Origin of the sequence: Microbulbifer magnicolonia, assembly GCF_035117725.1 — a bacterium.
Lineage (GTDB): Bacteria > Pseudomonadota > Gammaproteobacteria > Pseudomonadales > Cellvibrionaceae > Microbulbifer > Microbulbifer magnicolonia.
The window spans coordinates 1,055,720-1,068,460 of record NZ_JAYEFD010000001.1; the positions used below are offsets into that span (position 1 = coordinate 1,055,720).

Consider the following 12,741-nt stretch of genomic DNA (forward strand, 5'->3'; position numbering starts at 1 on the left):
CCACGGCCATCCATGGCCGTGAAAGGTCCCGTAAACCGCCCCCAACATCAGGCCCTTCGCATCAAGTTCTGCGCTCACTTCATGCTCTGTGGGTGCACCGATGAGCTACGCCACCTGCAGTTTCAGGCCCGCCTTAGTCGCCAACTCGGCGAAATTGGGGAAAGACGTCGCCACATTGGCGCAGTGCAGGATGCGAATTGTATCGCGGGCGCGCAGGGATGCCACGGCGAAAGACATGGCAATGCGGTGATCGCCGAGGCTGTCGACGGTGCCGCCGCCGAAAGCCGCGCCCTCGCCTGCACCCTGAATGACTATGCCGTCCGGGGTCGGCTCGGCGTTGACGCCGAGGATACGCAGGCCGTCCGCCATGGCCTGGATGCGGTCGCTCTCCTTGACGCGCAGCTCCTCGGCACCGGTCAGCACCGTTTCGCCCTCGGCGCAGGCGGCGGCGACGAACAGCGCCGGGAATTCATCGATCGCCAATGGCACCTGGTCCTCGGGAATCTGGATGCCCTGCATTGGCGCGTAGCGCACGCGGATATCCGCTACAGGCTCGCCGCCGACGGAGCGTCGATTCAGCAGCTCGATGTCGGCCCCCATGGCGCGTAGGATATTGATCACCCCGTCGCGGGTCGGGTTGATACCCACATGTTCCAGCAGCACGTCCGAACCGGGCGCGATGGCGGCGGCAACCATAAAGAAGGTCGCCGACGAGATATCGGCCGGTACATCGATCCTGCTCGCGGTCAGCTTGCCGCCGCCCCGCACCGTGGCGCGAGCGCCTTCGTGCCGGACGCCGCTGCGCTGCACGTCGTAACCGAAGCCCGTGAGCATCCGCTCGGTGTGGTCGCGGGTCGGCGCGGGTTCCGTGGTACTGGTCTCGCCCTCGGCATAGAGACCGGCGAGCAGCACGCAGGATTTCACCTGGGCGCTGGCCATCGGCAGCTGGTAGTCGATGCCGTGCAATTTGCGCCCGCCCTTCAGCACCAGCGGCGGGCGACCGTCGGGACCGGTCTCGATATCTGCTCCCATGTCGCGGAGCGGATCGGCCACGCGGTTCATCGGGCGCTTCGACAGGGATTCATCCCCGGTCAGGGTCACATCAAAGTCCTGCCCGGCCAGGAGCCCGGCCAACAGGCGCATGGAGGTGCCGGAATTACCCAGGTACAGCGGTCCCGGCGGCGCCTGCAGGCCGTGCAGGCCGACGCCGTGAATGACCACACGGCCGTCCACCGGCCCCTCGATGACCACCCCCATATCGCGGAATGCCTGCAGCGTGGCGAGCGCATCCTCCCCTTCCAGGAAGCCCTCCACTTCGGTAACGCCCTCGGCGAGCGAGCCCAGCATGATGGAGCGGTGGGACATGGATTTGTCACCGGGCACCCGCAGCCTGCCGCTGACGGATCCGCCCGGTTGCGCGATAAAAGTAACTTCCTGTGTTTGCATAGGCTCTGTATACGCTTTCTTGGCCAACATTTTTGTAAAGTGGTCCCGCGCCGCCTTGGCCCGGGTAAATACGCCCATCAGCTGCTCGCCGTCGCCGGCGGCAATGGCACCGCGCAGCGATGCCAGATTGGCGGTATAGAGATCAATGGCGTTCAGGATCGCATCCCGGTTTGCCAGCATGATATCCCGCCACATCACCGGGTCGCTGGAGGCGATGCGGGTGAAGTCGCGGAAGCCGCCGGCAGCGTAGCGGAAGATGTTTTCGTTTTCCGCATCGTGCGCCAGGGTGTCCACCAAGCCAAAGGCGATCACGTGCGGCAGGTGACTGGTGGCCGCGAGCACCTCGTCGTGCTCGCCCACCGGCATGTCCAGCACCTCGGCCCCGGTCGCCTGCCACATCTGCACGACACGCTGCAAGTGCCCGGCATCGGTATTTTCCAGCGGCGTCAGGATAATGCGGTGGGCGATATAGAGGTCGTCCCGCGCCGCGGTCACGCCGCTTTTCTCCGAACCGGCAATCGGGTGCCCCGGCACCAGGAAATCGGGAACACGCCCCCAGACTTTTTCCGCCGCTGCGATCACGCTGCCCTTGACGCTGGCGCCGTCGGTCACCGTCACGCCGGCGGGCAGCCCATCGCGCAGTTCGGCAAACACCTGCTCCACCGCCAGCGTCGGCACCGCAACGAACACTACGTCGCCGGCTTCCAGTTGCGGCAGCACATCGCCGAGCGCTGTCACCGCGCGATCGACAATGCCGAGTTCCACTGCCTGTTCACAGGTGCGGGCGCGGCGCGCGACGCCGATCACCTCGCGGCAGGCGCCGGCCGCCTTCAGGGCCAGGGCCAGGCTGCCGCCGATCAGGCCGATACCGACGACCACCAGGCGGCCGATGAGCGGTCGCTCCGGTCCCATCCCCGTCGTTCCGAACATCAGAGGACTCCGCGGGGATAGGAACCGAGCACCTTGAGATCCGAGGCACAGGCGCCGACTTCCTGCAGCGCCGTGGCAATTGCCGGCGTATCGCGGTGGCCCTTGAAATCGATAAAAAACACATAGGTCCAGGCGCCCGACTGGGACGGGCGCGTCTCCACCCGCGTCAGATCGACACTGTGGCGGCGGAAAGGCTCCAGCAGGTCGTGCAGTGCACCCGGCTCGTTGCGCATGGACACCATCAGCGAGGTCTTGTCGTCGCCGCTCGCGGGCACCGCCTGCGAGCCGATAATCAGGAAGCGGGTGGAGTTGTCCGGGCGGTCCTCGATTTTCTCCGCCAACACCTTGAGGCCATAGAGTTCCGCGGCCATATCGCCGGCGATGGCGGCGGCATTCCACTCCCCTTTCACGCGCTTGGCGGCCTCGGCATTGCTCGCCACCGCGACCCGCTCCACATTCGGGTAGTGGGAGTCCAGCCATTTGCGGCACTGCGCCAGGCTCTGCGCGTGCGAATAGATGCGGGTGATGGCATCCGGGCGCGTGATATCGGAGATCATCAGATGGTGGTGGATGCGCAGCTCCACCTCACCGCAGATCTTCAGGTTGGACGTCATGAAATTGTCGAGGGTGTGATTGATCACGCCCTCGGTGGAATTTTCCACCGGCACCACGCCGTAGTTGACCGCACCGGCCTCCACCTCGCGGAACACCTCGTCGATCGCCGCCAGCGGGCGGCTCTGCGCCGAGTGGCCAAAATGCTTGAGCGCAGCCTGCTGGGTGAAAGTGCCCTCCGGCCCGAGATAGGCCACCTTGACCGGCTCTTCCAGGGCCAGACAGGCAGACATGATCTCGCGAAACAGGCGCGCCATTTCCTCATCGGTCAGCGGCCCCTGATTGCGCTCCATGGCCCGGCGCAGCACCTGCGCCTCGCGCTCGGGCCGGTAATAGAGCGCATCCTCGCCGGTGGCCTTTTTCACCTCCGCCACTTGCAGCGCGCACTCGGCCCGCTCGCTGATCAAACGGGCGATATTGCCGTCTATCTCGTCGATGCGGTCGCGCAGCTTCAGCAAACGCTGGTCGCTGTTCACAATTTCCTCTGTCATCCGTTCGCCTAAATTTTTCCTAGTTACTCGGGGCCAAAGATCTGGAGTCCGGGAAAGAGCTCCGTCGCTAAATGCGAAGGTACCGCTGCCGGGGGACGTCCGGGAAACGGTTGCCGATCAGGTTGTTTACCGGACGTCCACCGGGAGCGGGGCCGCCACTGAACTCAACCGAAAACACTCAGCCGCGGCGCTTTTCGAAGTCGGCCATAAAGGCCACCAGCGCCTCGACCGCCTCCAGTGGCACCGCGTTGTAGAGTGACGCGCGCATGCCGCCCACCGAGCGGTGTCCTTTCAGGTTCAGCAAACCAACTTCTTCCGCCTGCCGCAGAAAATCCTTGTCCAGCCGCTCGTCCGCCAGCACGAAGGGCACGTTCATGCGCGAACGGCTGGATTTTTCCACCGGGCAGGAAAAAAAGTCACTGGCGTCGATAAATTCATACAGCAGCGCGGACTTTTGCGCGGCCGACGCTGCCATGGCCTCGACCCCGCCCTGGGCCTTCAGCCACTGGAACACCAGGCCGGACAAGTACCAGGCGAAAGTCGGCGGCGTATTGTCCATGGAGCCGGCGTCCGCGGCGATCTTCCAGCTGAGGCTGCGCGGAATATCCGGCAGCGCGCGCTCCAGCAGATCGTCGCGCACTATCCCCACCGCGATGCCGGAGGGGCCGATATTCTTCTGTGCACCGGCATAGATCATGCCGAACTTTTCCACCGGTATCGGCTGCGACAGGATATTCGACGACATATCCGCCACCAGCGGGCAGCTGACTTCCGGCACATAATCGAACTCCACCCCGCCGATGGTTTCATTGGTCGTGTAGTGGAAATAGGCCGCATTCTCACTCTGCTGCCAGCTGTCCGGCCCCGGCGCGTAGGTGAAATTGCGGTCCTCACTGGAGGCTACTATGTTGACCCGGCCGTAGCGGCGCGCTTCTTTAATCGCCTTCTCCGCCCACTGGCCCGTGTGAATATAGTCAGCCACCCACGATTCCCGACTGCCGGCGGCGCCGAACAGATTCCAGGGCACGGCACTGAACTGCGCCGTGGCGCCACCCTGCAGGAAAAGCACCTTGTAGTTATCGGGAATCGACAGCAGGTCGCGCAGGTCCTGCTCGGCGCGCTCGGCCACCGCCATAAATTCCGGCGAACGGTGGCTGACTTCCATCACCGAGCAGCCGCGACCACCCCAGTCGAGCAGCTCCTGTTGCGCCTGCAGCAGAACCGGTTCCGGCAGCGCGGCGGGACCGGCACAGAAATTAAACTTCCTCATAAATCAACTTCCATGAAGAGCAGCAAAAATTAGTTACAGATTCAACTAGACGATTCGACGCAAAAACCCCAAAAGCAGGAAAGGCACATCATCCGCAGCGCCGATTTTTAGGGGAGCGTAGTCAAAAAAGGCCGCGATAGTCGCAGCCTTTTCTGTCAGCAGAAGCGGGGATCACTCTTCCCCACCCTCTTCCTGATCCTCTTCCTCGCTCTCCTGGATTCGAGCCAGGCCGACCAGCTGTTCGCCAGCCTTCAGGCGAATGACCCGCACCCCCTGGGTGTTGCGGCCGAGGATGGAAACCTCATCAACGCGGGTACGCACCAGGGTGCCCTGGTCGGAGATCAGCATGATCTCCTCGCCCGGGTGCACCTGGCAGGCGCCGACCAGGGCGCCGTTGCGCTCGCTCTCGGCGATCGCGATCACGCCCTGGGTGCCGCGGCCCTTGGTGGGGAAATCGGCGGTGGCGGTGCGCTTGCCGTAGCCGTTTTCGGTCACCATCATCACCGAGCCGCCTTCTTCCGGAATCACCATGGCGATCACAGACACATCTTTCGCCATGCGGATACCGCGCACACCGCGGGACACGCGGCCCATCGAGCGCACGTTTTCCTCGGCGAAGCGCGCCGCCTTGCCGGCGCTGGTGAGCAGCAGCACGTCGCGGCCGCCATCGGTGATGGCGGTGGCCACCAGGCGGTCGTCCTCATCCAGCTCTATGGCCTTGAGGCCGACGCTGCGCGGGCGCGCAAAGGCGGTCAGCGGGGTCTTCTTCACGGTGCCGTTGGCGGTGGCGAAGAAGATAAAGTGGTCTTCGTCGTACTCGGACACCGGCAGCATGCTGCTGATGCGCTCGTCTTCCTCGAGCGGCAGCATGTTCACCATCGGCCGCCCGCGGGAGGCGCGGCCGGCGGTGGGTACTTCATAGACTTTCAGCCAGTACACCTTGCCCTTGTTGGAGAAGCACAGGATGGTGTCGTGGGAGTTGGCAATCAGCAGGTGCTCGACGAAGTCCTCGTCCTTCACCTGGGTCGCGGACTTGCCCATGCCGCCGCGGCGCTGGGCCTGGTAGTCCGCCAGCGGCTGGCTCTTGGCGTAGCCGCCGTGGGAGATGGTCACCACCTTGTCTTCCGGGGTGATCAGGTCCTCGACGGTCAGGTCCAGGCGCGAGGCGACGATATCGGTGCGGCGCTCGTCGCCGAACTCCTTGTCGAGTTGCTCAAGCTCTTCGCGGATCACGGTCATCAGGCGCTCGAAGCTGCCGAGGATATGCAGGTACTCGGCGATCTGCTCCAGGCGCTCGCTGTATTCGGCGAGCAGCTTGTCGTGCTCCATGCCGGTCAGGCGGTGCAGGCGCAATTCCAGAATGGCCTGGGCTTGGGCCGGGGAAAGATAGTAAGCGCCGTCGCGCAGGCCGAACTCCTTCGGCAGGTCGTCCGGCCGGCAGGCGTCGGCACCGGCGCGCTCAAGGAACTGCTGCACCTCGCCCACCGGCCAGCCCTTGGCCAGCAGCGCCTCGCGGGCATCGGCCGGGGTGGCGGAGGATTTGATCAGCTCGATCACCGGGTCGATATTGGAGATCGCGATCGCCAGACCTTCGAGGAGGTGTCCCCGCTCGCGCGCCTTGCGCAGCAGGTAGACGGTGCGGCGGGTCACCACTTCCTGGCGGTGGCGGATAAAGTACTCGAGCAGCTGCTTCAGGTTCAGCACCTTGGGCTGGCCGTCCACCAGCGCCACCATATTGATGCCGAACACGCTCTCCAGCTGGGTCTGGGAGTAGAGGTTGTTCAGGACGACGTCGCCCAGCTCACCGCGCTTCAGTTCGATCACCACGCGCAGGCCGTCCTTGTCGGACTCGTCACGCAGCTCGGAGATACCCTCGATCTTCTTCTCTTTCACCAGCTCGGCGATGCGCTCGATCAGGCGCGCCTTGTTCAGCTGATAGGGGATCTCGTGAATGATGATGGTTTCGCGGTTGGTCTTGTCGTCCCGCAAAACTTCCGCCTTGGCGCGCACATAGATGCGCCCGCGGCCGGTGCGGTAGGCCAGCAATATGCCGGCGCGGCCGTTGATGGTGGCCCCGGTGGGGAAGTCCGGCCCCGGGATGTATTCCATCAGGTCGTCGACGGACAGCTCAGGGTTGTCGATCAGCGCCAGGCAGGCCCGCACCACTTCGCTCATATTGTGCGGCGGGATATTGGTGGCCATGCCCACGGCGATACCGGAGGAGCCGTTCACCAGCAGGTTCGGCACCCGCGACGGCAGCACTTCCGGCATCTGCTCGGAGCCGTCGTAATTGTCGACAAAGTTGACGGTTTCCTTGTCCAGGTCGGACAGCAGCTCGTGGGCCAGCTTGTCCATGCGGATTTCGGTATACCGCATGGCCGCCGGGCTGTCGCCGTCGATGGAGCCGAAGTTGCCCTGGCCGTCCACCAGCATGTAGCGCAGGGAAAAGGGCTGGGCCATGCGCACGATGGTGTCGTAGACCGCGGTATCGCCGTGCGGGTGATATTTACCGATGACGTCGCCAACGACACGTGCCGATTTTTTGTACGGCTTGTTCCAGTCGTTTTTCAGTTCGTTCATGGCGAAGAGCACGCGCCGGTGCACCGGCTTCAGGCCATCGCGCACATCCGGCAGCGCGCGGCCCACGATCACGCTCATCGCATAGTCGAGATAGGACTGCTTGAGTTCTTCTTCGATATTGATCGGAGAGATTTCTTTGGCTAATTCGCCCATGGCTTACGGCGTTCCTTTTTATAGCGCGGGCGTTAGTACGGTGCCCGGATAAGCGGGCGATTCTACCACAGTTTGGCGCCAGGGGATCGTGCCTCACGGCGGTTGCCGGCGGGGTGCTGCACCGCTAAAGTCTACCGCTCCGCAAACACCGCCGAAGCCGCCTCCATGCCCCAAACCGTCGACACACTGATACACGCGCGCTGGATAATCCCGGTCGTGCCCGCGCAAAAAGTGTATGAAAATTGTGCAATCGCGATTAGCCAGGGCCGGATCGTCGCGCTGGTGCCTGCCGCCGAGGCCGCGGCGCGATTTCACGCCCGACAGGAGATCCACCTCGACCGCCACGCGCTGATCCCGGGGCTGATCAACGCCCACAACCACGCCGCCATGACACTGCTGCGCGGCTACGCCGACGACCGCCCCCTGATGGAATGGCTCGAAAAGCATATCTGGCCCACCGAGAAGAAGTGGGTGAACCCTGAATTTGCCGCCGACGGCAGCCGCCTGGCGGTGGCGGAGATGATCAGAAGCGGCACCACCACCTTCTCCGACCAGTACTTCTTCCCGGAAGCCACCGCGCTGGTGGCGAGGGAGACGGGCATGCGGGCACAGATCGCCTTTCCGATCATCGACTTCCCCACCCCCTGGAGCCGCGATGGGGAGGACGCGCTGCAAAAAGGCCTGGCCCTGCGCGACGACTATCGCGCCCACGAGCGCATCGACGTGGTCTTCGCCCCCCACGCGCCTTACACGGTCGGCGACAGCACCCTGGAGAAGGTCGCCGTCTACGCCGCCGAAGCGCAGATTCCGGTGCAGATGCACCTGCACGAAACCGCGGGTGAAGTGGAGCGCGCCCTGACGGAAACCGGCGAGCGGCCGATCGCGCGACTGCAGCGCCTGGATCTGCTCGGACCGCAAACCCTGTGCGTGCACATGACGGCCGTTAACGACCTGGATATCGAGATGCTGCTGCAGAGCGGTGCCCATGTGGCCCACTGCCCCAAATCCAATCTAAAGCTCGCCTCCGGCTTCTGCCCCGCCGCGAAGCTGCTGAATGCCGGGGTCAACGTCGCGCTCGGTACCGACGGCGCCGCCAGTAACAACAGCCTCGACCTGTTCGCGGAAGCCAGTACCGCCGCCCTGCTGGCCAAGGCCGTGAGTGGCGACGCGACTGCCCTGCCGGCGCACCAGGCGCTGGCCATGGCCACCATCAACGGCGCCCGCGCGCTGGGACTGGAGGATGTTGTCGGCAGCCTCGAAGCGGGCAAGAGTGCCGACCTGGCTGCGGTGGATCTCAGCGGGCTCGAGCAGCAGCCGCTGCACGACCCCATCTCGCAACTGATTTACACCGGCAGCGGGCACAATGTCAGCGATGTATGGGTGGCGGGCAAGCAGCTGTTGAGAAATCGTCAGTTGCAGACACTGAACGAGGCGGAGGTGATTCAGCGGGCACAGATGTGGCGTGCTAGAATCGCCGGCCTTGCCTGATCGGGACTCGGGACTCGGGACTCGGGACTCGGGACTCGAAAAGAATACCGAAATTTGACGCGAAGGCGCTGCTGCCGGTGGCCCTTTGCGGGACTGTTGGCGAGAGGGACCTCGCCAACAAGCCTACAGGGATGTATTCACGGCGTGTCCCGCAAAGGGCCACCGGCAGCAGCGCCGCCCGGAATCGCCTTACAGGGAACCAAGGAACCCAGATGACCAACGTAGATCCGGCGGAAATCGCCAAGTTTGAACAACTCGCCAGCCGCTGGTGGGACCGCGAGGGCGAGTTCAAGCCGCTGCACGAAATCAATCCGCTGCGCGCCAACTATATCGATCAGCGCGCGCCGGTTGCCGGCAAGAAGTTGCTCGATGTGGGCTGTGGCGGCGGCATTCTGACCGAAGCCATGGCGCAGCGCGGCGCCGAGGTGACCGGCATCGACATGGGCGAGGCGCCCCTGAACGTCGCCAAACTGCACGCGCTCGAAAGTGGCGTCAAAGTGGATTACCGCCGCATACCGGTGGAGGAGCTCGCCCGCGAGCAGCCGGCCAGCTTCGACATCGTCACCTGTCTGGAGATGCTAGAGCATGTACCCGACCCGGCCTCGGTGATTCGCGCCTGCGCAGACCTGGTCAAGCCCGGCGGCCAGCTGTTTTTCTCAACCATCAACCGCACGGCCAAGGGCTGGCTGTTGGCGGTGGTCGGCGCCGAGTATGTACTGCGACTGCTGCCCAAGGGCACCCATGAATACGCCAAGTTTATCCGCCCCTCGGAAATGGGGGCCTGGCTGCGCGAAGCGGAGCTGGAAATCCGCGATATCACCGGCATGACCTATAACCCGCTGACCCGAAGCTACAAGCTGAACCCCCGGGACGTGGACGTGAACTACCTGGTATATGCCAGCAAACCGGAATAGCGACCGGAATCAGAATGAAAGCAGTTTTATTTGACCTGGACGGCACCCTGTTCGATACCGCTCCGGATTTTATTGTGGTGCTGAACCAGCTGCGCCACCAGGAGCAGTTGCCACCACTGCCCGACGATACCATTCGCTCGGTGGTTTCCAACGGCGCGCGCGCACTGGTCACGCTCGGCTTTGGCAAGGACGAAGGGCACCCGGCCTTTGACGGGCTGCGGCAACGGTTACTGGACTTGTACCTGGCGCACCTTGCGGAAAAAACCGTACTCTTTCCCGGTATCCAAGCGTTACTGGAGAACCTCGCGGAAAACGAAATTGCCTGGGGTATCGTCACCAATAAGCCGGTAGCCTACACGACTCCGCTGCTGCGGGCATTCAGTCACCTGCCCGCACCGGCCGCGGTAATCTGCCCCGATCACGTCACCAACCGCAAACCGGACCCGGAGCCCGTACTGCTGGCCTGCAGCCAGATCGGTTGTGCACCCGCGGAGGCGATTTACGTGGGCGACCACGAGCGGGACATCATCGCCGGCCGCGACGCGGGCATGCCGACCATCGCCTGCAGCTATGGCTATATCGATGACGGTGATGATCCGGCCGATTGGGGGGCTGACCACCTGGTGCATTCCGCGGACGAAATCTGGCCGCTGCTGCAACAGCGCTACCTCTGATTGCGCAGCGCAGCATCGAGAAGCGCAAACTGACGGGACGCGCACACTGCGAAGTTCCCGCCCGACGATACGAAATCAGGAAAAGCCATGTCTGAATTTATCGGCGATTACAAAGCGCCCCAGGACCTGCTCAAGGACAAGATCATTCTGGTCACCGGCGCTGGCGGCGGTATCGGCAGGACCGCGGCCAAGACCTTTGCCGCCCACGGTGCCACCGTCATACTGCTCGGCCGCACCACGCCGAAACTGGAAATGGTCTACGACGAAATTGAGGCGGCCGGCGGCCCGCAGCCGGCAATTTTCCCCATGGACCTGAATGAGGCACGCATCGAAACTTTCGAGCACTTCGCCGAAGCCGTGGAACAGGAATTCGGCCGACTCGACGGCCTGCTGCACAATGCCAGCCTGCTCGGCCAGCGCACTCCCATCGCCAACTACCACTTCGGCACCTGGCAGCAGGTGATGCAGGTAAACGTCAACGCCGCATTCGGCCTCACCAAGACACTGCTGCCGCTGCTGGAAAAATCGGAAGCCGGCTCGATCATCTTTACCGGCTCCGGCGTGGGTCTCAAGGGGCGGGCCTACTGGGGCGCCTACTCGGTGTCCAAATTCGCCATCGAAGGGTTGATGCAGGTACTGGCGGACGAGCTGGACGGCGTCTCCAATATCCGCGTCAACAGCATTAATCCCGGCGCTACCCGCACCAGTATGCGCGCCGCCGCCTACCCGGCCGAGGACCCGAAAACGGTCACCGCGCCGGAGGCAATCATGCCTACTTACCTGTACCTGATGGGCGATGACAGCCGCACTTTGAGCGGCAAGCAGTTCAATGCGCAGGGCGCTTGACGGGAAGTAATGTCCCGGCTTTCAGGCAAAAAAATACCCGGGCGCTGCCCGGGTATTTTCGCTACAGGAGCTGAGTGACCAGCGGGCTACTCTTCCGCGTGATCGACCTCCTCTTCCGCCATTTCGTCCATCACCTCTTCAGCCATGTCCCCGGCTTCTTCAGCCACGGTTTCCATGGACTCCGCCGCCTCGTCGGCGGCCTCCATCATGTGCTCCGGGGCATCGGCAAACACATCGCCCTCGACTTCCATCATTTCATTGCTGGCGACAACGGCCTTGTCTGCGGCTTCCTCCATCGCCTCACCGGCTTTTTCCACCGCGGACTCGACCTCTGCGGCGATGGCTGCCTCGGCGGTCGCGGGTTCCAAATTCTGGTAATAGAAGTAGCCACCGATAGCGGCAATTGCGATAGCGGGAATAATGAGTTTCTTCATTTTCCGACCCCTGGATAGTGTGGATTTATGATTATTGGCGCAGGCTATTGTTCCACGCCGCTCCCGGCAAAAACGTGAGGAGCCGCACGTTTTCGTTTGTCGATTTCCGACCTCTCGGGCAGAATTGCCCGGACAACCTGGCTTAACCAAAGAACCTGACAATATGCGAAGTATACTGATTTTTCCCGCACTTGTGCTGCTCGCGGCGAGCGCCAGCGCAGACTCCGTAAGCAAGCAGCTGAAGGGCTGCGCGAGTATCGCGGCGGATGCCGAGCGCCTGGCCTGCTACGACGCGCTGAGCAATTCCCTGGAGCAGCGCGCCGAGCAGAATTTTGGCCAGGAACAGCAGCGCATCGCCGAGGAGGCCCCCGAGTCCATCGAGGGCACGATTGCCGAGATCCGGGAGATCGCCCACGACAAGCTGCTGATCACCCTGGAAAACGGCCAGGTGTGGCGGCAGAACGACAGCGGGCGCTTCAACTGGAAGAGCGGCGATGCGGTAATCGTCGAGCGCGCGCTGTTCGGCTCCTTTCTGATGAAGCCGACCGATGGTGGCCGTACCATGCGCGTCAAGCGCGTCAAATAGCCTCTGCCCTCAACTTCAGCAGGAGCCGCCGTCGAAGCGGAAACCAACCGTATTGCGGTCGATTCAGCGGCGCCCGATATTCACTGGCAATCTACAGTGGCGGTGCCCTGCCCGGACACAGGGTCCAACTCAAGCTTCCCGCCCACGTCGCCACCGGTGGACGCGAGCTGCGGGCGCGGGACAATTTCACGCTGAGTCACCGACGGCTGGGCCTGAACCCATTCAGCGCCGCAATGGGCGCCCTGCGCATGGCCGAGAATATCGATTTCACCTATGACATCCGGGCCTGACGCGCACCCTGACGCACGCCTTGAAGA

The 12,741-nt window shown here is 63.4% G+C and carries 10 protein-coding genes; 5 read left to right on the forward strand and 5 right to left on the reverse strand.

The annotated features are described in order from the left end of the window. Positions 1-105: 105 nt before the first annotated feature. The 4 genes from RRF64_RS04665 to gyrA all read right to left on the reverse strand — a co-directional run bounded on the left by RRF64_RS04665 (position 106) and on the right by gyrA (position 7,482). Positions 106-2,358: a bifunctional prephenate dehydrogenase/3-phosphoshikimate 1-carboxyvinyltransferase gene (locus RRF64_RS04665; RefSeq protein ID WP_323844656.1), complete on the reverse strand. Its 2,253-nt coding sequence runs from the start codon at positions 2,356-2,358 to the stop codon at positions 106-108. A 17-nt stretch (positions 2,359-2,375) separates the two neighbouring features. Next, complete coding sequence (pheA, locus tag RRF64_RS04670) at positions 2,376-3,479, reverse strand: prephenate dehydratase (RefSeq protein ID WP_323844657.1); 1,104 nt, start codon at positions 3,477-3,479, stop codon at positions 2,376-2,378. Between the two features lie 178 nt (positions 3,480-3,657). Beyond that, positions 3,658-4,749 carry a 3-phosphoserine/phosphohydroxythreonine transaminase gene (gene serC / locus RRF64_RS04675; RefSeq protein ID WP_323844658.1) on the reverse strand — a complete coding sequence of 364 codons (1,092 nt, stop codon included), beginning with the start codon at positions 4,747-4,749 and terminating at the stop codon, positions 3,658-3,660. 171 nt (positions 4,750-4,920) lie between these two features. Further along, complete coding sequence (gene gyrA / locus RRF64_RS04680) at positions 4,921-7,482, reverse strand: DNA gyrase subunit A (protein ID WP_323844659.1); 2,562 nt, start codon at positions 7,480-7,482, stop codon at positions 4,921-4,923. Between the two features lie 165 nt (positions 7,483-7,647). Between gyrA and RRF64_RS04685 the strand changes: the two genes are divergently transcribed. The 4 genes from RRF64_RS04685 to RRF64_RS04700 all read left to right on the forward strand — a co-directional run bounded on the left by RRF64_RS04685 (position 7,648) and on the right by RRF64_RS04700 (position 11,404). Next, complete coding sequence (locus tag RRF64_RS04685) at positions 7,648-8,970, forward strand: TRZ/ATZ family hydrolase (protein ID WP_323844660.1); 1,323 nt, start codon at positions 7,648-7,650, stop codon at positions 8,968-8,970. Between the two features lie 212 nt (positions 8,971-9,182). Further along, complete coding sequence (gene ubiG, locus RRF64_RS04690) at positions 9,183-9,884, forward strand: bifunctional 2-polyprenyl-6-hydroxyphenol methylase/3-demethylubiquinol 3-O-methyltransferase UbiG (RefSeq protein ID WP_323844661.1); 702 nt, start codon at positions 9,183-9,185, stop codon at positions 9,882-9,884. A gap of 14 nt (positions 9,885-9,898) precedes the next feature. Continuing rightward, the gene (locus RRF64_RS04695) at positions 9,899-10,558 is read left to right on the forward strand and encodes an HAD family hydrolase (protein WP_323844662.1); all 660 of its coding nucleotides are present in this window, start codon (positions 9,899-9,901) and stop codon (positions 10,556-10,558) included. 87 nt (positions 10,559-10,645) lie between these two features. After that, entirely contained in the window at positions 10,646-11,404 is a 759-nt protein-coding gene (locus RRF64_RS04700; RefSeq protein WP_479691291.1) for a YciK family oxidoreductase, read from the forward strand. 86 nt (positions 11,405-11,490) lie between these two features. Here the strand turns inward: RRF64_RS04700 and RRF64_RS04705 are convergent, their stop codons facing one another. Then, positions 11,491-11,838: a hypothetical protein gene (locus tag RRF64_RS04705; RefSeq protein ID WP_323844663.1), complete on the reverse strand. Its 348-nt coding sequence runs from the start codon at positions 11,836-11,838 to the stop codon at positions 11,491-11,493. A gap of 163 nt (positions 11,839-12,001) precedes the next feature. Here RRF64_RS04705 and RRF64_RS04710 point away from each other — a divergent pair, with 163 nt between their 5' ends. Continuing rightward, entirely contained in the window at positions 12,002-12,424 is a 423-nt protein-coding gene (locus RRF64_RS04710; protein WP_323844664.1) for a hypothetical protein, read from the forward strand. Positions 12,425-12,741: the final 317 nt, after the last annotated feature.

Excerpts from the sequence above, each read along its gene's own strand:
- RRF64_RS04665 (WP_323844656.1), bottom strand. The coding sequence starts at position 2,358 with ATGGGACCGGAGCGACCGCTCATCGGCCGCCTGGTGGTCGTCGGTATC.
- pheA (WP_323844657.1), bottom strand. The coding sequence starts at position 3,479 with ATGACAGAGGAAATTGTGAACAGCGACCAGCGTTTGCTGAAGCTGCGC.
- serC (WP_323844658.1), bottom strand. The coding sequence starts at position 4,749 with ATGAGGAAGTTTAATTTCTGTGCCGGTCCCGCCGCGCTGCCGGAACCG.
- gyrA (WP_323844659.1), bottom strand. The coding sequence starts at position 7,482 with ATGGGCGAATTAGCCAAAGAAATCTCTCCGATCAATATCGAAGAAGAA.
- RRF64_RS04685 (WP_323844660.1), top strand. The coding sequence starts at position 7,648 with ATGCCCCAAACCGTCGACACACTGATACACGCGCGCTGGATAATCCCG.
- ubiG (WP_323844661.1), top strand. The coding sequence starts at position 9,183 with ATGACCAACGTAGATCCGGCGGAAATCGCCAAGTTTGAACAACTCGCC.
- RRF64_RS04695 (WP_323844662.1), top strand. The coding sequence starts at position 9,899 with ATGAAAGCAGTTTTATTTGACCTGGACGGCACCCTGTTCGATACCGCT.
- RRF64_RS04700 (WP_479691291.1), top strand. The coding sequence starts at position 10,646 with ATGTCTGAATTTATCGGCGATTACAAAGCGCCCCAGGACCTGCTCAAG.
- RRF64_RS04705 (WP_323844663.1), bottom strand. The coding sequence starts at position 11,838 with ATGAAGAAACTCATTATTCCCGCTATCGCAATTGCCGCTATCGGTGGC.
- RRF64_RS04710 (WP_323844664.1), top strand. The coding sequence starts at position 12,002 with ATGCGAAGTATACTGATTTTTCCCGCACTTGTGCTGCTCGCGGCGAGC.